Annotated in this window: 17 protein-coding genes and 2 pseudogenes; 1 reads left to right on the top strand and 18 read right to left on the bottom strand. The window is 29.5% G+C overall.

The genetic code is table 11. From position 1 onward, the window contains the following. Positions 1-86: 86 nt before the first annotated feature. From NST49_RS07335 to NST49_RS07290, 10 genes and pseudogenes are all read right to left on the bottom strand, one after another. On the bottom strand, positions 87-791 hold the full coding sequence (locus NST49_RS07335) for a CpsD/CapB family tyrosine-protein kinase (RefSeq protein WP_341047776.1): 705 nt from the start codon (positions 789-791) through the stop codon (positions 87-89). Between the two features lie 21 nt (positions 792-812). Further along, entirely contained in the window at positions 813-1,550 is a 738-nt protein-coding gene (locus NST49_RS07330; protein WP_341047774.1) for a YveK family protein, read from the bottom strand. A gap of 108 nt (positions 1,551-1,658) precedes the next feature. Further along, positions 1,659-3,575: a polysaccharide biosynthesis protein gene (locus tag NST49_RS07325; RefSeq protein ID WP_341047773.1), complete on the bottom strand. Its 1,917-nt coding sequence runs from the start codon at positions 3,573-3,575 to the stop codon at positions 1,659-1,661. 16 nt (positions 3,576-3,591) lie between these two features. Further along, a complete protein-coding gene (locus NST49_RS07320) occupies positions 3,592-4,359 on the bottom strand; it encodes a tyrosine-protein phosphatase (RefSeq protein ID WP_341047771.1) in 768 nt (255 codons plus the stop codon). 312 nt (positions 4,360-4,671) lie between these two features. Beyond that, positions 4,672-5,178, bottom strand: coding sequence for a hypothetical protein (locus NST49_RS07315; protein WP_341047769.1), 507 nt, complete (start codon positions 5,176-5,178; stop codon positions 4,672-4,674). 56 nt (positions 5,179-5,234) lie between these two features. Further along, entirely contained in the window at positions 5,235-6,146 is a 912-nt protein-coding gene (locus NST49_RS07310) for a hypothetical protein (RefSeq protein ID WP_341047767.1), read from the bottom strand. 17 nt (positions 6,147-6,163) lie between these two features. Continuing rightward, a complete protein-coding gene (locus tag NST49_RS07305) occupies positions 6,164-6,823 on the bottom strand; it encodes a class D sortase (RefSeq protein WP_341047765.1) in 660 nt (219 codons plus the stop codon). Between the two features lie 500 nt (positions 6,824-7,323). Further along, positions 7,324-8,208 (bottom strand): UTP--glucose-1-phosphate uridylyltransferase GalU, encoded by an 885-nt coding sequence (gene galU / locus NST49_RS07300; RefSeq protein ID WP_341047764.1) that lies wholly within the window; start codon positions 8,206-8,208, stop codon positions 7,324-7,326. A 67-nt stretch (positions 8,209-8,275) separates the two neighbouring features. Beyond that, positions 8,276-8,690, bottom strand: a pseudogene (locus tag NST49_RS07295) (UDP-glucose 6-dehydrogenase); the annotation flags it as partial. A 305-nt stretch (positions 8,691-8,995) separates the two neighbouring features. Beyond that, on the bottom strand, positions 8,996-9,298 hold the full coding sequence (locus tag NST49_RS07290) for an LCP family glycopolymer transferase (RefSeq protein ID WP_341047761.1): 303 nt from the start codon (positions 9,296-9,298) through the stop codon (positions 8,996-8,998). Between the two features lie 23 nt (positions 9,299-9,321). Here NST49_RS07290 and NST49_RS07285 point away from each other — a divergent pair. Continuing rightward, positions 9,322-9,837 (top strand): annotated as a pseudogene (locus tag NST49_RS07285) (NAD-dependent epimerase/dehydratase family protein); the annotation flags it as partial. Between the two features lie 102 nt (positions 9,838-9,939). Here NST49_RS07285 and wecB read toward each other — a convergent pair. The 8 genes from wecB to NST49_RS07245 all read right to left on the bottom strand — a co-directional run bounded on the left by wecB (position 9,940) and on the right by NST49_RS07245 (position 26,466). After that, the gene (gene wecB, locus NST49_RS07280) at positions 9,940-11,082 is read right to left on the bottom strand and encodes a non-hydrolyzing UDP-N-acetylglucosamine 2-epimerase (RefSeq protein WP_341047759.1); all 1,143 of its coding nucleotides are present in this window, start codon (positions 11,080-11,082) and stop codon (positions 9,940-9,942) included. 203 nt (positions 11,083-11,285) lie between these two features. Then, a complete protein-coding gene (locus tag NST49_RS07275) occupies positions 11,286-12,218 on the bottom strand; it encodes a glycosyltransferase family 2 protein (protein WP_341048687.1) in 933 nt (310 codons plus the stop codon). Between the two features lie 11 nt (positions 12,219-12,229). Beyond that, positions 12,230-13,921: a DUF6541 family protein gene (locus tag NST49_RS07270; protein WP_341047757.1), complete on the bottom strand. Its 1,692-nt coding sequence runs from the start codon at positions 13,919-13,921 to the stop codon at positions 12,230-12,232. A gap of 192 nt (positions 13,922-14,113) precedes the next feature. After that, positions 14,114-15,280, bottom strand: coding sequence for a glycosyltransferase family 4 protein (locus tag NST49_RS07265; RefSeq protein WP_341047755.1), 1,167 nt, complete (start codon positions 15,278-15,280; stop codon positions 14,114-14,116). A gap of 1 nt (position 15,281) precedes the next feature. After that, complete coding sequence (locus NST49_RS07260; RefSeq protein ID WP_341047753.1) at positions 15,282-18,779, bottom strand: CDP-glycerol glycerophosphotransferase family protein; 3,498 nt, start codon at positions 18,777-18,779, stop codon at positions 15,282-15,284. Positions 18,780-18,880: 101 nt separating this feature from the next. Beyond that, entirely contained in the window at positions 18,881-21,538 is a 2,658-nt protein-coding gene (locus NST49_RS07255; protein ID WP_341047751.1) for a CDP-glycerol glycerophosphotransferase family protein, read from the bottom strand. 202 nt (positions 21,539-21,740) lie between these two features. Next, positions 21,741-25,127, bottom strand: coding sequence for a GW dipeptide domain-containing protein (locus tag NST49_RS07250; RefSeq protein WP_341047749.1), 3,387 nt, complete (start codon positions 25,125-25,127; stop codon positions 21,741-21,743). Positions 25,128-25,287: 160 nt separating this feature from the next. Next, a complete protein-coding gene (locus NST49_RS07245; protein ID WP_341047748.1) occupies positions 25,288-26,466 on the bottom strand; it encodes a CDP-glycerol glycerophosphotransferase family protein in 1,179 nt (392 codons plus the stop codon).

Raw genomic sequence — 26,466 nt, 5'->3', positions numbered from 1 at the left:
AAATTTTATAGTAGAAAATATTCCCCTTAATCATAAGCTTCTTAACAAAATAAAGACTAATAAAATTAGTCATTATTACATCAATATTATATATACTCATAATAATAACAATCATCATCACTTGGTTCTATACGATTATAAATAGCTCCAAGAACGTTAGCATTGACTGATTCCATACGTTCATTCGCACTCTGAATTTGCACTTTTGTATCTACACCTTTACGCAGAATGAATAACGTACCATCGACTTTACCAGCCATAATTTGAGAGTCAGCTACAGCCAAAACAGGAGGAGTATCAAAAATGACCAAATCAAATGCTTGTTCCATTTCTTCAATCAACTGTTCCATGCGTTTAGAAGAGATCAATTCTGCTGGATTAGGCGGTGTTGCACCACTTGTAAGAACATACATGTTTTCAAATTCTGTTTTTTCTATATATTCAAAAATAGTCGCTTCTTTTGAAGTAATAAGAGTTGATAAACCTTCGTTATTTCTCATTTTTAAAATTTTATGAATCGTTGGTTTTCTCATATCTGTATCTACTAGCAGTACTTTTTTCCCTTGTGTTGCAAAAGTCGCAGCTAGGTTAGTCGAAATCGTTGATTTTCCAGCACTGGGGGCAAGAGAAGTAACCAGAAAAGACTTCAGGTCTTTATCCACGATTGAAAATTCTAAATTTGTTCTAACCATCCGAAATTGTTCCGCTACAATTGATTTAGGGTTGATCATAGAAACAAGTCCTGGTGAATTAAGTGGGTTTTCTGATTTTTCTTTTTTTCGTTTGAACACTAAACTTTTCCTCCTCTAAACTTATACTCTACTTTTCTTATTTTGTCGTTGTACAATTTGTGACCTTCCTTGTACAACTAAGTCTTCATCTTTAATTTCATGGATTTCTCCTAGATTATTCCAATTGGTTATTTGATAAACAGTTGCTGCATCTTTGATTGTTTTATCCATAAATTCTTTTACAAAAGTAATAACAATACCGATTATAATCCCAATCAATAATCCTATAATAATATTTAATGGAATATTTGGTGAAATTGGATCAACATTTGGAACGGCTTTATAGGTGATTGCAACATTATCGACTGAATTCATAATTGTTCCAATTTCATTTTGGAACGTCTCTGCAACTGCATTAGTGATTTCGGCGGCCTTATAAGGATCCGAATCAGTCACAGTAACTAAAAATACTAATGCTCCTTCTGGTGAAGTAATGGAAATCTTATCCGCTAATTGGTCAGTCGTTAGATCTGTTTCTAAAGCTTCTTGTACACCATTCAATATCGCAGGTCCTTTGATCAATTCTGTATATGTACTGATCATTTGAAGGTTTTTAGTGATATCGGTTGCTTCAATAGAAGAACCTTCACTGTTTTTTTCATTGACCAGCAATTGAGTTGAAGCATTATATTGAGGCGTCACTATAAATAATGTATATGCAGAGGCTAAAATTAACCCTATTAAACCTAGACTAATAATCATCACTATATTTTTCTTTAATACTTTTAATAATTCTGAGATATCGTACTCTTCTTCCATGGCTTCCTCCTATAAAAACGATAAAAACAAATACCTATTCAGTATAATACTCCTATCATTATTTCTCAATTAAATAGTTGACTTACATTATTTTTACTCATACATTTTTCAAATCCTAAAGTCCGTTTGAATTTGTCTATTTTTTGGAACATCACTAATTATTTCATCTTTCTTAGATGAATGTAGAATTTGCACATCAACTTCTGGGTCAATTCCCATTTTTTCATTCGCAAATTCAATCAGTTTACCTTTCAACTGACTTCCTTGGCAATTATCTAGTGTGTGAACAAATTGCATAACAGATTCTAATTCAATTTGATTTACTTTACCTACAAATATTTTGTCGTATACTTTTTGATCAGTTATTTCACTATCGACAAGTAATTCTTCATATAATTTTTCTCCAGGTCGTATGCCTGTTTCAATGATAGGAATTTCTGATTCTGTATAACCGCTTAATTTCACTACCTTCTTAGCTAAATCGTAAATTTTAACAGGTTCTCCCATATCTAATATAAAGATTTCTCCACCTTTTGCTAACGACCCAGCTTGAATAACCAATCTACTGGCTTCAGGAATCGTCATAAAGTAGCGAGTCATTCGATAATCCGTTACAGTTACTGGTCCGCCTTTCTTAATTTGTTCTTTAAATAATGGGACAACACTTCCACGGCTTCCAAGTACGTTACCAAAACGCACAGCTGCAAATTTTGTTTTCCCAACTTCATTTAAACCTGTCACAATCATCTCAGCCACACGTTTCGTTGCTCCCATGACATTAGGGGGGTTTACCGCTTTATCGGTTGAAATCATAATAAAACTACCGACACCTGCCTCTTTTGCTCCTTCAGCCATGTTTTTTGTGCCGTAAATATTATTTTTAACAGCTTCTTTTGGGTTATATTCCATCATTGGTACATGTTTGTGTGCCGCAGCGTGGTAAACTCTATCCGGTTTGTACTGCTCCATTACTTGAAAAATTCGTTTTCTATCTTGAATATCAGCAATTACTGGAATAACTTCTATGCTTTCACCATAAGTATTTTTTAGTTCTTTATCAATTAAATAAATGGAATTTTCTCCATGCCCTAACAAGATCAGTTTCTCTGGTGAAAAACGAGCAATTTGACGACAGATTTCTGAACCAATTGATCCTCCAGCACCACTGACTAAGACGGTTTTTCCACTTAATTTTCCTGCAATTTGTTGCATATCTAATTTTACTTCATCTCGGCCAAGTAAATCAACAACATCAATCTCACGAAACTGATTAACAGTTAACTTACCTTGTAAAACATCTTCTATAGAAGGCATTTGGTTGACACTGACATCCGCATGATTGCATATATCTAGAATGCGTTCATATTCTGTTGGCTCTAATGAAGGAATCGCAATCGTAATTTGCTCGATTTGATATTTCCTCACTAATTCAGGAATATCTTTAACTGTTCCTAAAACAGGAACATCATAGAGAAACATTTTTTGCTTTGTTAGATCATCATCAATAAAGCCGATAACTTTAACTTCACTTATATTCTTTTTCAAACTACGAATAAACACACTTCCACCATTACCGGCGCCTACGACTAATGTCCTAATTTGCGTCTCAATAGACTTGCCATGCATTTTTCGATAATAATGTTCATGATAAATTCGCCAAATAATTCTGCTTCCTGTAATCAATGCAACCGAAAAAGCATAGGTAAGAATGATGAATCGGATACTGACAGTAATTGTACTCAGTAGAGAAATAATTGCTGAAAAAATAAACGCAGCCGTTACGCAGCCGAAAATAGTTGCCGATTCTTTAATGCTTGTATAGCGATTGATTTTTGAATACATTTTAAACTTAGTAGCTAAGGTAAGATAACCTATTATGGCTGAGCCAATGATAACAGTAAGGGATTCGGCAGATAATGCAATATAGGGATCTAAAAATATGTAAGCAACCTGACTTGAAAACAATAGGGCTACTAAATCAAAACTAACCAAGATGATTTTTTTTCTACTTCTACTTCTACTCATAAACATTTCCTTCCTTTTAAAATAACCCTAAGAATTTAGTTTTTTGCACTTGTTTAGGTGGATTTGTCACAATTAGTTCTCCATTAATCAAGTCTTTGGTTATTTGATCAAATTGATTCACTTTTTGTTTGCCAAATTCTTTTTCCAACTTCTCATACGCTTCCTTCATATAAAAATCACGTGAATGAACGTTATGTGCATCTGAAGCAATGAAATGGACTAAATTACTTTGTATTAGCTGATAGCTTAGTTTTTGGATTTTTTTCCCGAAAGAGCCTACATAACTTCCAGCAGTCAATTGAGCCAACGCTCCTCTTTCTACCAGATACAACAATTCATTGGGATCGTTTAAGATAGTATGATTTCTTTCCGGATGAACAATAATTGGAGTGATACCTTTTGTCTGCAATTCAAAAAACAACTGGTCAGTAAAATGCGGGATAGATGCTGTTGGAAATTCAATCAACAAATATTGGCTGTCTTCATCTATAAATTGGATTTTATTAGCTGTTATATCTTCTATCAATTCTCCAACAATTCGAACTTCTTGTCCAGGAAATAGTTTTAATGGAATATCTCTTTGATCTAACTCTATTTGTAATTTATTTACATCATTCAAAATATCCTCTTTTTCATTATCCCATCGACCGTTTTTGTAATGCGGTGAAGCTAGAATATGTGTGATTCCTTGCGATACTGCTCTTCTTGCCATATCTAAAGCATCTTCCACTGTTTTTGCTCCATCATCAATTCCTGGCAATATATGACAATGTAAATCAATCATTTGAATTATTCCCTTCTACTATCTAATTGTTATTTTCTTTACCAAAAGTCTAATGAAATAATTATTTTCTGCTTTTTTTAAACACTTATTTTGATCTATACCAATATAAAATAAGTTTCTAAAAAAAACAACTTTAACTATAAATCACTTCTACCCTTTTTTTGTTTTAATCATCTGATTATCATTGGAACTTACAACTCCAAACAGCAACTTTCAACAATGATAAAATACAACGTTATTTTTATTGAAAAAAACGCTCATTATTCAGAGAAGTTTATACAACCATCTGAATGAATGAGCATCTTCTATTCATTACGCTACTGCAAGAGACTTTCTTTTAAGTAGAACAACTGAACCAGCTGCTGCTACTAAAAGTACTAGTCCACTTACCAAATAAGTGTAGCTTGAACCAGTTTGTTTCACTTCGTTACCACTCAAAGAGAATTGAGCAACTACGCTTCCGTCAGCATTATAGAATGTTGCAACGCCATCTACAGCAGTTACAGTCAAACCAAGTACTGATGCTGCAGATGTTACTTCTGCAATAATCGCATTTCTTTGTGCTTGAGTTAATTGACTTGGATCAGTAACTCCGTTTGCGATTGCTGCCGCATTATTGATATTCATGATGATTTGGTCAGCTTCTGCTTCAGATACATCAGTAGTTCTCAAGTAGTTTTCTGCTTGAGTAACGTATACTGCTGGTACTCCTGCATTACTTAAAGCAGTGATGATGTCATTTTCAGACGCTGCAGATACAGAAGTGCTAGCACCAAAAAAGAAAAACGCGATTGCTAAAACCGATAGGATCTTTTTCATATATTTCACCTCCTTTCAATAAAACAACTTGTGATTATTTTTTGAATACATTACCATTAATTATTTGAGGTGTGTTTAGCTGTTCTTGAATTCCTTTCACTTTCTGATTTTGAACTAAAGTAAAAGTAAAGGAAGAGTGAAAGCAGTCCAATAACTAACGCTATTATACCAGCTGTTAAAAAGTAATAACTATAACCAATTGCTAGATTCTGAATAGCTGTATTGATATAAGGAGCTGAAATTTGGATACGTTGTGGTAATTTCATGATTAAAGCTAATGCACTGGGAACGATAACAAAAATTGAACCTGCACTTATACTGCTTCCTATCCAAAATAACAATCTGTATCTTCTACGACGGTAAAGAAGTGTTAAGCTGATGATTATAAGTGTTAGTACAATTAATATAGGAATAAAACTATTATAAGCGATATTCACTATTTTTCTTACTGATTGGAATTGAGGGATATCGATTACATTCTTTAGATTGAATAAGGTGACTCTATTTTCGGTTATTTCAGTTGCAGAATCAACTATTGCAGTCGTTCTTTTTTGTAGTTCTTCATCAAAAGGAATATTGTTTTCTTCTGCATAAGACTCAACATATGTAGTTACTGGTTCTAAAAAGATGTTTCTATCCATGACAACTGCAGATTCATCAGTTTTAGAAGTCATATAATCAACCATTAAATTAACATTTTCTCTGGTCAACTTTTGGATATCATAATCTTCTAAAACAGCAGTCGTAAATACTTCTTCAGGAATAGAAGATTCTAAACTTAGCGTTGCGTATTTGGTATTTAAATTCTCAGTTAATTGTGAATAATAGTCTCTCTCTTCAAGCTTATCTCCAATATAATTTCCGTTTAACAAAACAAAACGGATAAAAATAGAAGCTATACAGAGAACAACACCGAACATCAATATAAAACTTAACAACATTCTCAATGCTTTTTTTATTTTTTTCACTTATTGTCGCTCCTTTTTTAAAAATCAACTTCGGATAATGGTGTTCCTTCTACTAATTTTGCAATTACAGAATACCTATCCGGACTATGACCAATATAATCAAAAGGATAACAAGTATAGACTGTCAACATAGCTTCATCTGTTTGTGCAAGTATAGATTGATCTGTACCTGTAGTTATTTTAGTATCAACAATTTCGTAAACATAATCTCCATAAGTCGTTTCCATTATAATCTCATCGCCAATTTTAGCTTGTCCAAGTGTTTTAAAAACAGAGTTTCTATGTCCAACTAAAACTGTATTGCCTTGTTCCCCAGGAAAAACGGATCCATAATACTGTCCAGTTCCTTGCAACAATATCTCTTCACTATCACCAACATAGATTGGGGATACGATACCAGCTGATTCGATTTTAAGTTCTGCATACTTATCACCAAATTCTGGAAAAGTATTTCCATCTGTCTCATCTAGGGAAGTGTCACCAGAGATATCAACAGCATCCACTACCACTTCTTGAGTGATAAATAATTGTGATATGTAATAAGCATGTTTTAAAGTGTCAAAAAATGCTAATGAAATTAACACTACCCCTAAAACTAACATTCCGATTGGAAACAGAAAAAGAAAATTATTTTTCGAGCGATGTTTTTTTCTTTTAGTCTTTTTATTTTTATCCATAAGATCCTCCCCTATAAAAATCAAGCGTTATAAAAACCGCTTTAGTTATTCTTAATCCTTTTATGTTGTTTTCATTTTTATAATGTACCGCATACATTATAAAAAATTATTCAAAAAATATGTATTTAAATTTAATTATCAATTTGTATTCAATAATAAAAATAATTCTCATCAATTTATATGACTAATTTCATTTTTTGGCAACTTTTATCCTTATTACTTTCTAATTGTAAAACATTTCTTATGAAATGTCTAATCTTTCCTTAAGAAATAGTAATAATTGTTCAGTATTTTCAATATAAAGAAAACGGGATATCCTTAATTCAACTCTCCAAAAACCTATCTTAAAGTATTTAAAACAAACTATAGTCTGCAAAGTACGGATATTTTTTGTATACAAGTGTTTTTTTATTGTAGCAATCTAGTATTGCTTCCTCATTTCTATATAAAAAACCTCCAGAATTCAATCCGTCTGGAGGTCAAAACAAACATTTTTGTATTTAATTTCTTCCATCCAATTCTTTGCTTAACTGAATGATATATTTTTTCAAGTCATCTTTAACTTCGTTATGCTCTAGACCGTATTCAATATTGGTCATCATATAACCGAACTTGTCTCCAACATCATACCTTTTTCCTTTAAACTCATGAGCTAAAACCTGTTGTGTTTTATTTAACGTTTCAATTGCATCAGTTAGTTGAATTTCATTACCAGCACCTGGCTCTTGGTTTTCTAGGATTTCAAAAATCTCTGGTGTTAATAAGTAACGACCAATGATTGCTAAATCACTAGGTGCTTCTTCTGGATTAGGTTTCTCAACAAAATGATTCACTTTGTACAAATCTTTAGAAACTTCTCCGTCAATGTCAACAATTCCATATTTAGACGTATCTTTATGTGGCACACGCATTGTAGCGAGAACTGATGATTGTGTTTCATCATAGTGATCTATTAATTGTTTTGTTAATGGGACTTCGTCAACCATTAAATCATCGCCAAGTAACACAATAAAGGGTTCGTTCCCAATAAAACTCTTTCCATGTAAAACAGCATCACCAAGTCCATTGGGATAAGATTGACGTATAAAATGCAATTTGATTTTTGTCGTACTTTCAACTAATTTTAGCAATTTAAATTTTTCTTTTTCTTGAAGATTTTGCTCCAATTCAAAATTAGAATCAAAATGGTCTTCAATCGAACGTTTACTTCTTCCAGTAACGATGATAATTTCTTCAATTCCTGAATCAATTGCTTCTTCAACAATAAATTGAATTGTTGGTTTGTCCACTATTGGTAACATTTCTTTTGCAGTAGCTTTCGTAGCTGGTAAAAACCGTGTTCCTAATCCAGCTGCTGGAATAACGGCTTTTCTTACTTTTGACATATCTTTTTCCTCCTATAGTATCATCCATTTATTAATCTTTATGGAATAAATCTCTTGTATAAATTTTTTATTGCAGATCCATTAATACTTTGGCTAAACGATTTGAAACAATTACATCTGATACTTCTTTTAATTCCTAAAAATCGCCAGTAACTTTTGAATTGAAAAATCTCTAAAATTATCAGAGTTTACTTTTATTGTTAGACGATAGATGCCCACTAATTTTGGATCACGCTTTCATCAACAATGTCTCTATTAATATTATTTGGTACATCTTCGTAGTTGGCAAGCAATTGTTTCGTATCTTTAGGTAAGCAGTAACCGCTATAACAAAATGAAGGGTTGTTATAATGAGTACCGATTCTTGGATCCATTCCTATACTTTCAACGATTGATTTTGTATCCAATTCTCTAACTCCAGCATACGTATTTATTTCGTTAAAGTAAGCTACCCGTAATGTTAAGTACATTTTTAAAAATAATAAAAAATTCAACTACCAAAATAATAATAGCAGATTACTGAAACAAAAACAATTAGTCCGCTACTACTTCTAAATTATAAGAATTATTTTTTTTAAAAAAGACACTATAAAAAAACATAGTGTCTACCTTGCTAATTTAATTCCAATTGTTCTTTCAGTAACCCAAAGACCCTGCTCATTTCTTCATCTGATACAATGCCATAGTAAATCCCTTCAATCAATGTACCTGATGTTTCTAATTGCTCTTGCTAGATATTTCCTGCTGCTGAACGATAATTATTAAAAAATTTATCATATCATTGAATTCAAGATTTGCCTGCATGTTGTTTTCTAAAGAACTTAAGACTTAAGACATCTTGATAATTTGAAATGGTAGAGAAAGAGGCTACTTTTTCTCTAGTCGCTTGAATGACTTGCCGTTGTCTTTCTTGACGACCAGAATCTCCATCTGGATCATCATAACGCATCCTAGCATAAGCAAGTGTAGTTTCTCCGTCTATTAAAGTAGAACTACCTTCTGTAAAACTATACCCTTCAAAAGAGAACGTTAAAGGGCTAGTTACTTGAATTCCACCCACTACATTGATAATATCTTGCAACCCTTGCATATTCACCTCGACATAATAATCGATATAGTATGAAATATGTAGCTTTACGTTATTTTAATGTAGCAGGAGCAAAATTAAATGGTTCAATTGGTGAGAATCATACTCCCGAAACACATCTAATTCCACTCATATTACAAACTGTTTTAGGAAAAAGAGAAAAAATTTCTATTTTTGGAGATGATTATACTACTCCTGATGGAACGTGTATTCCTGACTATATCCATGTGGTTGACTTAATTGAAGCTCATATTTTAGCTTTAGAATATTTAAAAACTGGAAAAGAAAGTAATACTTTCAATTTGGGCAGTAGTACTGGATTTTCCGTTACGGAAATAATAGAAACAGCTAGAGAAGTAACAGGTAAAGATATATTATCTTTAGTTAAGCCCCGTCGTGCTGGAGATCCGAGCACGCTCATTGCTAGTAGCGATAAAGCAAAAGAAATATTAGGTTGGGATCCACAATATACCGACATAAAAGATATCATTGATTCAGCCTGGAAGTGGCATGTAAATCATACTAATGGATATAAAAAATAATTTTGATACAAAGCAAAAACAGATATACTATTGCGTTACAAGACGTAATAGTATATCTGCTTTTTTATTTCTTGTAATTGCGCTTTATAGTCAGTATTAACTTTATTTAAAAGAATTTGGTCTTTCATTAATTACACCAAATTCATATGCTATAGATTCTAATATACGCTTTGAAGCTAAACCGTCACCATAAGGATTTAAAGCTTCTGACATTTCTTTATATTTTTCTTTGTTCTCTAGCAATTCATTCAATGATACCAAAATTTCTTCTGTTTGAGTTCCAACTAATTTCAACGTACCAGCAGCTATTCCTTCTGGTCGTTCTGTAGTATCACGTAACACCAGTACTGGAACTCCTAGTGAAGGAGCTTCTTCTTGTACTCCACCAGAATCAGACATAATCAAGTAGCTTCTGCCAGCAATATTATGGAAATCTATAACATCCAGCGGTTTAATTAAATGTATCCGTTCATGGCCGCCTAAAATATTATTAGCAATATCTTGAACTACAGGATTTAAATGAACTGGAAAAGCCACTTCTACATCAACATGTTCCTCAACTATTTTTCTAATGGCTCTAAAAACACACTTCATAGGTTCACCTTGATTTTCACGACGATGCATCGTCATTAAGATTAATTTGTTATTTTCATTTATCTTATCAAGTAAATCATGATGATAATCCTCTTTCACTGTTTCTTTTAACGCATCTATTGCTGTATTCCCTGTAATAAAAATATATTTTTCAGGATGATTTTCTTTTAATAGATTAGCTTTACTTTCAGCCGTTGGAGCAAAATACAAATCAGCTAATACATCTGTTACTTGACGATTCATTTCTTCCGGATACGGAGAAAATTTATTCCACGTACGTAGCCCTGCTTCCACATGACCTATTTTTATTTGGTTATAAAAAGCTGCAAGACTTGCAGCAAATGTAGTCGTTGTATCTCCATGAACTAATATAATATCTGGTTTTTCTTTTTTTATAACTTCTTCTAATCCTGTAAGTACATTTGAAGTAATATAAGCTAAAGATTGTTTGTCTTTCATAATATCTAAATCATAATCTGGTTGTATCTTAAAAATATTCAATACTTGATCGAGCATCTGACGATGTTGTGCTGTTACGACTATTGTTGATTCAAATCTATTAGACTGTTTTTCTAATTCCAAAATAATAGGAGCCATTTTTATAGCTTCTGGTCTTGTACCAAATATAGTCATTACTTTTATTTTCTTCATTTCTCTCCCAACCTTCAATTTTCTAATAGTTTTATTTTATCATACTTCAGTATTTACTCCAAAACTACTAAGAACTATATTTTGTTTTCTTATACTTTCTCAAAGGAAAAAGTCATTAGAAGAATTATTCCTCTAATGACTTTTTATTATTTAAAATAGTCAACTATTTTCATAATGTTATTTGACTTAGTTCCATAAACACATTACTTTATATCATTCTCTGTCTCCTTTACTATATAAATAGGTCTTTTCTTCGTTTCTAAATAAGTTTTCCCTAGATATTTTCCGATAATTCCCATACAAAACAATTGTAGACCTCCAATTCCTAATATTATAACTACCAAAGAGGTCCAACCAGAAGTAGGATCATCAAATAAAAGAGTCCTAATTGCAACAACAAACATCATGATAATTGCTAGTAAAAATGAGAAGATACCAACAAGTGCAGCAAAAGATAACGGGGCCTCAGAAAATGCTATAATCCCATCTAATGAATATTTGAATAGCGACCAGAAAGACCATGTAGTTTCCCCTTTTATTCTTTCAATATTTTTATATTCTAAATATTTGGTTTTAAAACCTATCCAACTAAAAATACCCTTAGAAAAGCGGTTATACTCTGTAATTTCTAAGATAGCATTCACCATTTGCCTTGTCATTAACCGATAATCTCTTGCTCCATCAACTATTTCAGTATCTGAAATACGATTAATGATTCGATAAAACTGCTTTGCAAAAAGTGAACGTAATAAAGGTTCTCCTTCTCTACTAACACGCCTTGTGCCTATACAGTCATATTCTTCTTCTCTGATTAAACGTAACATTTCAGGAAGCAACTCGGGAGGATCTTGAAGATCAACATCCATTACTGTGACATAACTTCCAGTAGAAAATTTTAAACCAGCATACAGGGCCGATTCTTTTCCAAAGTTTCTAGAAAAGGAGATATATCTCACCTGATCATTATCTTTTTTTGCCAAGTCTCTTAAGATAGACAATGTTTTATCTTTAGAACCATCATTTATAAAAATATATTCAAAATCCACAAAAATTTTTTTTCGTATTTTTTCCATTTCTTTATAAAAAAGCATAATTGATTCTTCTTCATTATAACAAGGTACTACGATTGATATCATATCGTTTTTTGTCATCTGTTCTCCCTCTTTTGCTTACTAATAATATAGTATTTATACATTTCTTTCCTAAAAATAAGGAAAACACAAAGAAAAATCCAACTAAAAATTGAAACAATTAAAGATATATTTTGAGCAAATGTATTTTTATATTGAATCGTTACAGTTCCTTTTCCCTCTACTGCAATAGACGCCAAACCTTCTTCTGTTTCATTTAAATAAGGTTTACTTACTTGCCCGTTACCCATAAATTCAGAGGTGTATCCTTTATAATAGACTAATGGTAAAGTAACAATTTGCTTGCTAGATGTATCAAAATCAAATGTAATAGTACTCCTAAATTTTGTATAATTTTGTATATCTATATTCTCAGTATCATACCCTAAATTCAAGTTTTTAGTTTTCAATTTATCGTAATCAGTATTTCCAGGCAAATACTCTAATCCCGATCCTATTATATAAGAATCAACTTTATTAAACTCATTATATGTTACCATCTTTTTTTCATCCGTTTGATAACGAAGATTTATTGTATAAGAAAAAGAAAACAATACACAAGCTATTAAAACAGTAGCTTTAAATACTTTATTATTAAAAAAATTAAGAGAATCTTCAGCAATAAACCAACAAGTTAATAAAGTGACGAAAGTAAAAAATCTCCATGGAAATTGAATAGTATTAAAAAATGTTTGTTCTAAGACTCTCCAAGGAATCAAATCAGTAGTAAGTATTAAAAAAAATGTGCTTAATAAGATAAAGTGCTTTGAACTGTTCGATGTTATTTTTTTTAATGAAAAAACATACACAAACATAAAAACAATCAACAAAATCCCCATATTTGGACGTGGATTATTAGATAAAGCATCGAATATAATATCTCCTAGTTTCAAAGCTTTCTCAGAAATATAAACAACTGGATTACTTTTTACTTTAAAAGTTTGAGAAGCCATTTGTTCTAAAATAGGAACAAAATAACCTATAACTAATGGAATAGTTATTCCAACTGCTTTCATAAAGCTGGTTATTCTATTTTTATTTTTTAGCAATTCTTTGCTATTGACTAATAAAAATACTAAAATTAAAAAAGCTAACATAATTGCAGATAATATATGTGCATAAATAATTAGCGCCATCCCGATAGAAAGGTAGTACCATCTATTGGGTTTTCCATAGATAATGTGGTAAAGTCCCATAAAAGCTATAGGTAAAAAGCATAAAGCTAATACCTCACCAATTGCGCCACGTCTAGTTATATCAAGCAGACGATAAGTAGACAATGTATACAACAATGAAAACACTAAGCTATTTTTTTGTTTCATTGTTACATTAAAAAAGGAAATATAAGCTATTATAAATGTTAAAAAATTGATTGCTATAATAAATAAGATATAGGTCTCCGAAATAGATAATCCAATAACTCTTAATATTGCGGGAAAATAGAGAAATAAGTCTGAATAAAATATGCTTGATGCATAGCCCATTGTATTTATAAAAACCATATTTACTTTCGGAAAATATTCATGATTTCTTAAAGCTTCGGCTAAGCCTTCAATTCTATTTTTATGAAACTGAAGATCATCACCTAGCATTATCTCTCCATTGTGAAAAATAGTGAAATACAGAACAAAAATACTCAAAAAAACGAAAAGAGCAATAATTGCTAAATTTAATCCACTTTTACTTGCTGTTCTTTTTTTAAAATTCATTTTTAAACTCCTAATTCTATAATTTTTTTAATTACATAGTATAGCATGTATATATTAACATAAATATTTTTTTTAATAAAAAATTCCCCTTTTAAATAATAAAAACTAAAAGAGTCCTAAACCAAATATTAGCTTAGAACCCTTTTAGTTAAAAAATATCTAGAAGTATAGAATACTTGTAATACAATTTTATTATTTAGTTTTATTATTCTTTAACTGTAAAAATGATTCTTCCCAAATTTTTCCAATTGTATTCTCAGAATAATAATCTGCTTTATTAATGGCTTCTTCTCCCATTTTCTTCCTTAATTTTTTATTTTCGATTAATTGACTGATTTTATTTTTAAGCTCCTTTTCATTATCCATTTCAACTATAAATCCATCTTTTCCATCTTCTATGATTTTAGCAGGACCATAACTATCATAAGAAACAATAGGTAATCCTACAGACATTGCTTCTATCACAACCATTCCAAATGGTTCAAAACGAGATGGTAAAACAAAAATAGAAGCTTTTCCAAATTCATGGAGTATATTTTTACTACTAGGAAATAAGAATACATGATTATATAAATTATATCTATTAATAGTTTCACGCATTAACTCATAATCATAACCAGAACCATAAATTCTCAAAGTCCAATCAGGATATTTTTTAGCAATAGGTACATATGATTTGATGAGTCTTTCAAAGCCTTTTTGGTATACAAAACGACCAGCAGTTACTATCATTTTATTATTGTAATTAACTCTAATATCAGTTTTTTGTGTTGCATTAGGTATTTCTATGATATTTAATTTGTTATCAAATAATGCTTTGTAGGCTTCATTTTCTTTTTTTGTTAAAACTGTCAATGCATCTAATTTAGCGTAATTTTTCTTGATTTTTCTTTTTAGCGATCTTCCATGAACAGAAAATTGTGCATGTTCTTGCCCAATTCGAATGATTTTTGAATCAGCATATTTAATCGCTAATAAATTAAAACTTGGAACTGTTGTAATTAAAACATCCGTTTTTAATTGTTTCAGTGCAGTACGTATCAAAAAATCTGTATACATAGTAAACATTTTATAAAGATCTTCATTTTTATCAATTAAAATACTTGGCATTTTGTTTAAAAAATCAGCAATAAATCCTTTTATTCCGGATTTTGAAATTCCCTTCTTTACATTTAATAGAGGTTTTAATTTTATTTTTTTGTCTATTCGAAAAGTAGGTTTAGTTCGAGTCTTCCGAACACTAATAATTTCTACTTCATAGCCAGCAGAAGCTAAATAGTTAGCCGTATTAACAACAGTTCTAACAGTACCTCCTATTCCGTAGATATTGTATACTAAAAATGTTACTTTCATAGCCATTCTACCCCTTTGGATTAAACTTTCTTATTCTTTTGTACGTACGTTTAAAATTATTTTTATCTTTATGGTCAAAATGGCGCGAAGATTTTCTAATATATTCTTCTTTCGTAATAAAATTCTCATTTTGAATTTCTTTAATTTTTATTTTCAAATCATCATATTGATAAGCAACTGGACCAAATAAGTCTGTATAGAGATTTACAAATGAACCTCTATTAATTAAATAGTCTTCTAAGTCAAAGTGATAGAATAAGACCGGTTTATTTAAATATACAAAATCCAAAGCGACACTAGAGTAATCAGTTATTAGTAATGAACTTTTCTTTATTAATTCTTGGACTGTTTCTTTTTCCGTGTCTATTACTTGAATATAATCATATTTACTTGAAAAATATTTCATGTACTTCAGTCTAATTTCTATATGAGGTACGATTTTAATAACAAGATTATTTTCTTTTAGATAATCATTGAGCTCTTTATCATTTAATAGTTCGCTATAGCTTTTATAAAAATCAGATTGTAAAAAAGTTTCTTCATCCTTAATTATCCATTCTCGCCATGTAGGCATTACAAAAATAATTTTTTTCTCCTGATTTTGGGATTCATCATTTAAATAGTCATATCTAACCAAACCGCTATTCATAATTTGTTGTGGAGACATCTTCATTTTTTCGATAAAAATTTGTTTTTCGAAATCTGAACTCACTACCATTTTACGGACTTTGCCATTATATGAATTTTTGTGAAAAAATACTTTTTTCATTGCTACGATACCATGTTGAAGATGTATTATTTTCTTTTTATTTTTAGTTGTATCATGGTAAATTGTTGGCAATACATCTCTCACTCCATGAGAAACAATTAAAAAATCTGATTTAAAATATACAAAGAAATGTTTAAATGAGTCGTATTTTATCATACCTTTTTCTTTATTCAAAGAATTTTTTTCAAGAAATTCATCCCTATAAACAAAATAAGTTTTTTCTTTAACTTTTTTTTCCTTAGCAGCTTTAAAGAAAAAATACCCATTATCTTGAGCACTATATCCTAAGTTTTCTCCAACAATCCAATATCTTTTTCTTCTTATAACTAGTTTAGCTAAAATAAAAGCAAGATAAAATCTGATTAAGTAAAATAAATTAGGCTTATATGCTTGTTTTATTAATTCTACTTTCAATTCTCGTGAACGTCTCTTATAACAAAGGCTATAAGGGTTCTTATTTATATTCAGCTTTTTCCGTATTGGAATATCTTTAGCTAGTTGATCATCTGTAAAATCAATTGGTATGTACCTCTTATGATTATTAGAAACTACACAACAAATAACTGGATATAAACCATTTTGAAAATCTTCTAGCTCATCACCGGTTACTTTAGCTTTTACTTTCAATATAAATTGATTATTTTGTTCGATTGAAAATTCAGAGGCTGTTTCAGTAAGTCTTAACTCCTCATCATTATCTTTCTTAATAATCAAAAATGCCTCATCAATTTTTTTGTGTTCCAGCTCATTGATTTCTACTTTAATCGTATTTTTTGTAGCAGCTATCAACTTCACTTTTCCTAAATAAGATAGTTTCAAAGTCAATGTATTTCTATAAAAACGTGGATGCATACTATACTTACTACCATTTTGCTGGAAAATAAAATTTGGATAAATTAAATATTTTGAACTTATATAATCTTCTTCAACATTAGTAATATTTTGATAATATGAATAGTTGCCAATATTAAAAACAAGTCTTGGTTCTAATATAGTGTCTATTAGGTTCTCAGTTACAGGTATAAGATCTGTATTTAATTTCATATTAAAGTAACATACATTATCTTGAAACGAACAATCTTTAAGTTCTTGTTCAATGATTACTTTGTCTTCATTAAGAAGTTGCATTTTAGTAGTAATTTCAGGCGAATGACGGCTAAATAGTCGGTTATTTATTGTACCACTCACATTTAAAACGTTTTGTTCAAAGTTTACATTACTTACTACCATTTTACTCTCAGAAACTTTAAGTGATAATTCATCATCAACAGTAGAGTATGCTGTAAAATCAACAATATTTTGATTAGGAAAAAATAAATTGTCCGATAGAATTTTATAGACTCTTTTAGTTTTAAATTTCACTCTTTCATATCTATGTTCTTCATTTGGTGTTGTTAATTCGTAGTAAATATCCCAAATCCCCAGAGCTTTAAATGGATTTTTTTCTTCAAGGTCTAAGTATGCATAATATAAATAGGGATTTATTCTATTTAAAGTTAATGAAATTTGTATATCAGTTTTTCTATGTTTAATAATTACATTAGTAGGTTCATCAAAAAAATAGTCAGTTTCTAACAGTAAATTTAATTTGTTTCCTACAGTAACACCTTTACAGATCACAGAATTTTGACTGATATCTTGGATAGAAATAAGAGCATTATCTTCTTCTGATGATAATGCATAGATATCAAAAAAATTATTTTCATCATAAATATTAACTTTTTCACTTTGCTTTATTGATGATTGTATCCTAACTTGGTACACATCATTTTGCTCAGTATAGCATTCAGCAAATATATCCCAAATACCTTTTGAAAACATAGAAAGTAACTCACTATTTAATTCAATATCAAAAGCGAATTCTTCTTGATTACAAAGTTCAAAAATATATTCTTTATCTTTCTTAATATTTTTAAAAATAATTGACTTAATGTTATCTTTAATTGACTTCTTATTAAATCTTATAGATAATTGGTTATCCTTATTAGAGATAGTTTCTAATAATACTTTTACATCATTATCTATTTTTAAAGCTACGCAATTTCCGTCCCGTAGCAAAGTATTAATAGTGTAATTTTGATTGTTACTTTTTTCGTTATGAGTATGAATTGTTTCAATTCTATTATCTTTGTTATAATAGGATACCTTTTCAATTTCTTTCTTATTCTCTTCATTTAGGTAAGAAAGAAACATATCCCAAATCGTATCACTTTTCAAAAAGTTTTTTTTGTCAAATTTTATATTAACAGCTAGCTCATCTTTACTAAATTTAAACTTGAGAACACTTTTTGTTTTTCGATTTCTTAACAATAAGTGAGTATACTTCTTTTGATTCTGTGCTATATTTTTAAAATACAGTGTTAGTTGTTTTTTATCTGAAGCAATAGTTTCTAACGAAAGTAACGATTTAGGATATAGAGTCACAAAAACCGCTTCATTTTCTTCTATATTAAACGAAATAAGATATTGATTTTGATTAACTTTAATACTACTTTTTTTATGGAAATCTATACTTTTATTTTTTAGGATAAATGGATAATAAGTAGTTTCATTTTTTTTCTTATACAACATTTTCCAATCACTAACTTCATTCTGTTCAAAAATTGTTGGTAAAATTTCAATATATAATTTACCAGTTTCTATCGTTATTTTGCTGTTATATGTTTTATTGTATTTTTTATTAATTAGAATTACATCTACTATATCATTAAGTTCACTATTATCAGAACTAATCATTATAACGTTATTCTCCAAATATAAATTACTAATTCTCATCTTTTACACCCTTTATTACTAAATTTAGAACATATTAAACTCTTCTTTTAAATAACTAGCTATTAATCCATTAAATAACTTTTCAATATTTTTATTATTTTAATTGTCTTAATTCTTCTCCAAATAGTTCTAAAATAAATATTACTTTTCAGACTAAATATTATCTCATTTTCCAAAGAATTATTTTCTTCAGTTTCTAAAATTCCTTGATATATCCGTTTAGAATTATCTTTATCTACATATTTAAAATAACGATTTTTATCTTCTAAATACTTTTCATTATTAATACTAGAGAAATCTGAAGTAATTAGTTTATCTATTTTTTCAATAAGTTCTTTAGAATCAAAAGCACACTCTCCAAATAAATCTGTTTCTAAATCCATATAACTACCTTGTAATTGTTCATACTTTTCTCTATCAAATTGATAAAAGAGAACTGTTTTATCTTGATAATAAGCTTCCCAAGCTACACTAGAGTAATCTGTAATTAACAATGAACAATCATAAACAAGTTCATTAATCGTCTTTTCCCCAAATCCCACAATATTTATTCTTTTATCTAATGATTCAAAATATTTAGTAAAGGGCATAAATTTAGGATGCAGGTAAAAATTCAAATTTACTTCTTTCTTATTCAAAATAATTGATAAGTCATCTGATTGTAAAAACTCACTATATTCTTTAAAATATTCAGATTGTAAAAAAACATCATCACTAACTTCTTCTAACCAATTTCTCCAAGTAGGCATAAAAAATATTTCTTGTTTAAAATAATTTTTTCTTTGCTTAAAATTATCCCAGCGTGCTAAACCAGATACTAAAACTTCTGAATCTTTATAACCAAAATGCTTCATGATAATATCTTTTTCAAAATCAGAAGAAGCGATAAATAAATCAGCATGATTTACACCATGAGCTTTAAACGTATTATCAATCTGCTTTAATCCTAATACTCCATGCTGTAAAAATATATAATGCTTTCTATTCATAACTGGTTTAATTAACCCACCTGAAACTCTCCATGCATATCCATGTCCTTTTGCTTCAGAAGAAACAATCTTATTACAAGTTAGTAAATATAGTAGATGTTTAATACTCATAAAATAGATAACACGATCTTTATAAGGTTCTAAATACTTTAAATCATCAGAGTCTTTTTTTATTACATAATAAACTTTTTTTTCATAATGTTTTTCATAGCAGTATTTGAAAAAATAAAAAGAATTATCTTGAGCAGTATTACTAAATTTTTCATGAATTAACCATTTTTTTTCTCTTTTGTAAAATAATCCTATAATTAAATACAAGAAATAAGCTATTTTTTCATTACGTTTATATTTAGGATCTTCATATTCACCATTTAGTCTGTAATTAAGACTAAATTCTTCTGAAGCAGTAATATAAGGATATACTTTATATTCACTATCAGGATAGTAATAACTATATTTTTTTTCACAGAGCTGTAAAGCCATTTTTATTTTCAAACTATCATTTTTTACTCTTAAATGAACTTCTTGCCCTTGTTGATTATTTATAACTAAGAAAAAATCCCAATAAAACTGACTAAATTCGTATTTTTTTAAATCTAAACTAAAATTAAATTTGTTTAATGAATTTTTTTTAGTGATGGGTATAATAAAGTTCTCCCCATTTTCACTTTTTCTAAGTTTTACTATAATAGATTTTTCTTCAAAAAATTCATCTGTTTGGAGTTCAATTTCACCATTTAATACACCATTTTTATTTTTTGAAATTTTCTTCAAAATAACTTTTCCAGAAAATGAATCACTAATTAATTTGCTTTTTTCACTCATAAATATTGAAATATTTTGATTTTTTGTAACATACGGTACTAGACCGAAGTTATCATCTAGAACAATAATTTTTTGATAAGGCTGTTTTTTTTCTTCATAATTTCGAAAATAAAAAGTGATCTTTCGTTCAAAAATAAAATCTCCCGGATTTTCTTCTAAATATAAATCTAATCGTGTACTTTTATTGAAATACAAAAATAATTGTTCCAAATTTATTTTTAAAATCAATTGAGAACTTTTTTCTTCTTCGTAATAACTAAGATAAAATTTTTGTTCTTCTTTTCTTTTTTTCACAAAAAAGGAACTAATCTTTCCTTTTAATTCTTTTGAAATCTTTAGTACCAGAAAATTATTTTCTATCTCTAAAGATTGAACATTAACATTTTCTGTTTTCAAGATTGTTTTCTCTTTATGATTAATGTCATAGCCTTGTATAGGAAATTTATTTAAAACTTCTTCCTTTGTATTAATATACAAATTCAATTGGTAATTATTTAAATTAATATAGGATACTACTGATAAAGAATTATTATTTAATAAACGTCCAATGACAAAATCTTTTTTTGTTAGAACCTCTTTCTTAGAGGTATAAAGGAAATGAATTGTTTTTTGCTCTCTGTTTACATAAACAACTTCCCAATTTCCAGAAATTTCATCACTTAGATTTTTCAAATCAATTGCAACTTTATTTTGTATTATAGTAACCGATAATTTAATTAACCTTTTTGTTCTTTTGTCCAAAAGACAAATCATACTTTTTTCAATATCTAAATCAATGGACTCAATATTAAAAAATAAAAAAGACTCATTTATATATATATGAGAAATAATTTCCTTGCTTAGTTTATATTTTTTATACTCATCATAAATCAAACTATTTCTATCTAATTTTTTTTGATTATTCATATCAACATTCCTTTTGTATTAAACCAAATTGGGAGTAACTAAATTACCTTATATTTACACAACAATATTATTATAGCATATCCAAAATCAATATAGAATAGCTTAGTTTCTACACAAGATATGTAAAAAAAAAGATACACATAGAATAAAAAGACAGTAAAAACCTTATAGATAGGTTCTTACTGTCTTTTGTTATTGGATATTATTTAAAATAATTATCTATTCCTTGTACAATACCATTTGCCAATTTTTCTTGGTAGTTATTCGTATTAAGTTTAAGGCTTTCTGCCTTATTATCAACAAAACCTAATTCCAATAAAACTGCTGGCATATTCGTTTGTCTTATAACATGGAAATTATCTTTTTTAGCTCCACGATTAAATGCCCCTGTTTGACTGACCATTTTCCCCTGAATACTTGTAGCTAATTTAGTACTTTCATTTAGTCGAAATAAATTATTGGATAACGGGTTTGTTGATGTTCCTTTTGCATTATATGAATAAGACTCGATTCCATATGCAGTTCCATTTCCCGTTGTATTACCAATTGCATTATGATGAATACTCACAAAAATATTTGCTCTTGAATTATTAGCTTTCTGAGCAATTTCTGAAAGTTCTAAAAATACATCTGTAGTTCTAGACATTACAACATTATATCCTTTTGCTTCTAATTTATTTCTTACTTTTAATGCTACGGATAAATTAAGTTTCTTCTCTTGAAGTCCATTTGAAACAGCCCCTGGATCTTTTCCACCGTGGCCAGCATCAATAAAGATCGTTTTTTTACCTTGTTTTATAGGTTTTAGCCCATTAACATCAATCCACCCCAATTCTATACCATTAGACGTAATTAATGCCCATGTTGCTCTATTTGTTTTTGTTTCTTTTATTACTGTCACTTGACCACCAAGATATGCTGAAGATTTACTTGTAGTAACATATCCATTAGTTCCCCATGGTTTTGTGTTTATTGAATCTGTAGAACGGTTGATAATCGCTTGATATGAAGTCGTTTTTGTCGAAACAATAGTATCAACTTCTAAACCTCTTTTATCAACCCATCCAATTTCTTTTCCATTAACTGAAATCAATACCCATGTTGCTCTATTGGTTACTTTTTCTTGACTAACAATTACTGTTTTTCCTTTATATGCAGTTGTTCGTGCTATAACTTTATAACCCTCTGTCCCCCAAGGTTTACTACTAATGCTATTATCTGAATTATTAATTTTTCCAGCATAAGTTACTTTTTTTGTGGAGAGCACTTTATCTAAAGTTAAAGCACGTTTGTCTACCCAACCTATCTCTTTTCCGTTAACTGATATCAATGACCAAGTTGCTCGGTTCGTTACTTTTTCTTGACTGACAGTTACTGTTTTTCCTTTGTATGCAGATGTTCGTGCTATAACTTTATAGCCTTCTGTTCCCCAAGGTATAGAACTTATACTATCTCCTGTTGTATTAACTACTCCTGCATAAGTTACTTTTTTTGTAGACAGCACTTTATCTAAAGTTAAAGCACGTTTATCTACCCAACCTATCTCTTTTCCGTTAACTGATATCAATGACCAAGTTGCTCGGTTCGTTACTTTTTCTTGACTGATAATTACTGTTTTTCCTTTATATGCAGTTGTTCGTGCTATAACTTTATAACCCTCTGTCCCCCAAGGTTTACTACTAATGCTATTATCTGAATTATTAATTTTTCCAGCATAAGTTACTTTTTTTGTGGAGAGCACTTTATCTAAAGTTAAAGCACGTTTGTCTACCCAACCTATCTCTTTTCCGTTAACTGATATCAATGACCAAGTTGCTCGGTTCGTTACTTTTTCTTGACTGACAGTTACTGTTTTTCCTTTGTATGCAGTTGTTCGTTTTATGATTTTATAGCCCTCTGTTCCCCAAGGTACAGAACTGATACTATCATCAGTTGTACTAATTACTCCTGCATAAGTCGTATTTTTTGTGGACAATACTTTATCTACAGTTAAAGCACGTTTGTCTACCCAGCCAATCTCTTTTCCATTAACTGAAATCAATGCCCAAGTTGCTCGATTTGTTACTTTTTCTTGACTGACAGTTACAGTCTTATTTAAATACTTTGAAGAGCGATCTACCAATTTATATCCAGCTACACCATAAGGTTGAGTATTGATACTATCTGTTCCTCTTTTAATTACAGCAGCGTAAACTATATTAGTTGTTTTTAAAACAGATTCAGTTTGAGTTAAACCAGCTTTATCAATCCAACCTATTTCTTTTCCATTAACTGAAATTAAAGCCCATGTTGCTTTACTGGTTACTTTTTCTTGACTGACAGTTACGGTTGAACCTACAATCTCAGATGATCTCATAACTGTTACGAATCCTGGAACGCCCCAAGGTTTTGTATTGATACTATCCTTGCCTCTGTTTATTGTTGCTGTATAAGATACATTTTTTGAAGATAGTACTGTGTGATAAAGTTCTTCATCATATTTTGTTAAATTTTCTCTTTCAATAATAGTATTAATTTTTTCTGTATATTCAGGATCTGTAGCATATAACTTTGTTTTCCAAGAATTTGTAGCTGATTTATAATTTTCAGCATTTTCTACCCACATTCCTGAATAATAAGATTTATCTGCTGTTGTATCATTGCTTCTAATTTTTTTTGCATAATCTTCCAAAGATTCTTTATAGGAAGGGTATTTTCTAAAACTAGTTTCAATAGTAATAAAAGAATTCGTTTTTTTATCAAACTCTTTAGTCTTTACAATCACTGAATTTCCATTATAATTTCCTTTTACTCCGAATAAATTATAATTAGGCGGCAAACTCAGCACATAATCTTTAGGAAGAGCAGGAGAATTTCCACCCCAACCACTCTCTAAAGCAGCCTGAGCAATCATAACTGATGGGTACAAACCGTATAGCTCAGATAATTCCATAACATAAGGAGCTATTGAATTGATAAATTGAGTTGTATATGGCATTGCTCTACTATTAAACGATTGAGAGCTTTTTTTAAAATCAGAAAAGGCTGCTTCTCTAATATCTTCTTGCGAAAAGTACCAATTTTCTTCTGTTTCTTCTGTTTCTTCTGTTGCCTCAGATTCTTTTACTGCTTCTGATTCTTTTGTTACCTCTGATTCTTTTGTTGCTTCTGATTCTTTTGTTGCTTCTGATTCTTTTGTTGCTTCTGATTCTTTTGTTGCTTCTGATTCTTTTGTTGCTTCTGATTCTTTTGTTGCTTCTGATTCTTTTGTTACTTCTGATTCTTTTGTTGCCTCTGACTCTTTTACTGCTTCTGATTCAGCTTCACTAACATCTTCAGAAGAATCAATTTCTTTATTGGTCTCCATTTCTTCTAGTGAATTACTTGAATCAATAGAAATATTATCAGTTGAATTTGAACTTTTATCATTATGTACTTCCAAGTCTATATTATTTTCAGCATACACGGTATTCGAAAATACTAGAGCGACAGGATTTAGCAAGAAAAAGACTATAAGTATAACTGAAACAATTTTATTTTTATTAAATTTTTGTTGTTTTCCTCTTATATTTTTCTTGATAAATTCACCAAATTTTAAAACATTTTTCATTAAAACCCTCCATTATATTTTTTGTTACAAATTAATTATATCAAAAAAAAAGAAATTAACTATAAAAAACACACAATTAGGATAATTAATCATCACAATTGTGTGTTTTTCACAGTATATTCTTACTAATTCACTTTATAGTTTAAACATTTTTAAACTTCTAACTTAGTATTTTGATTTCTTTTAAAACTTTTTGAGAAGCATTCCCATCTTCCCAATCACAATAAGTTTCATGGAATTTGTTTAACTGAGTTTTATAATCACTAAATTCGCCTTTCCCCATATACTCTCTCAAATATAAATAGAATTCTTCTTGTTTAGTAACAAAAGGCCCTGGAGATTCTTTTTCAATATCAAAGTAAAAACCTCTTAAATTATCACGGTAATGTTCATAATCATAAGCATAGAATAACATTGGTCTTTTCAAATTAGCATAATCAAAAAATACAGAAGAGTAATCTGTTATCATCATGTCCGATACCAAATATAGATCACTAATATCTTCCTTCATTGAAAAATTATAAAAATTAGGCCTTCCTTTTATACTATCAAGGCTTTCAGAGACCAAATAATGCGCTCTAAAAATAAGTACAGCTTCGTCATTTAAAATATGTGAAACTTTTTCTAAGTCAAATGGCATTTTAAACCGATATTTCCCTCTAGATAAGTAGTAATCGTCTCTCCAAGTAGGAGCATATAAAATAATTTTTTTATCTAAAGGCAATCCAAGTTTTCTTTTAATTTCATTGATATCGTTAGAATTATTTTTTTGAAAAAGAATATCATTTCTTGGGTACCCACTATCAATGAATGTCTTATTAAATGCAAAACAAGACTTAAATATATCTTTTGAATATTGATTGGGTGCTATTAAATAATCCCATTTTTTAGTTTCTTGTAAAAAGCTTTCTTTATATGCTACTAAGCTATTCCCAGGCATACCTATTGTATCCATATCAAGAGCTAATTTCTTCAAAGGAGTCCCGTGCCACGTTTGTACATAATTTGTTCCTTTTCTTTTTGGTAACCATTTTGGCAATCTTGCATTAATAATCCAATATTTTGATCTTGCCATATAATACAACCATCTAATCGAAAATCTATATAGAACTTTGACATTTTCATCACCAACTATATGACGATTACGATAATTAATACTCCAAAATAGTTTGTATTGTTCGGAATTTGTTTGTTTCATATAATTATAGATTGCTTTTGGGTTATCATCAAATTTACCACCATATTGCGATTCAAAAATGATAACATCTTGTTTAACAGGTAAAAAGGTAAATGTTTTAAAGATTATTAAAAGCAATGAAGAGATTATTTTTTCTTTCAT

Source organism: Carnobacterium sp. FSL W8-0810, assembly GCF_038007125.1.
In the GTDB taxonomy this organism is placed as follows: Bacteria; Bacillota; Bacilli; order Lactobacillales; family Carnobacteriaceae; genus Carnobacterium_B; species Carnobacterium_B inhibens.
This window is presented reverse-complemented; position numbering and strand designations above follow the sequence as displayed.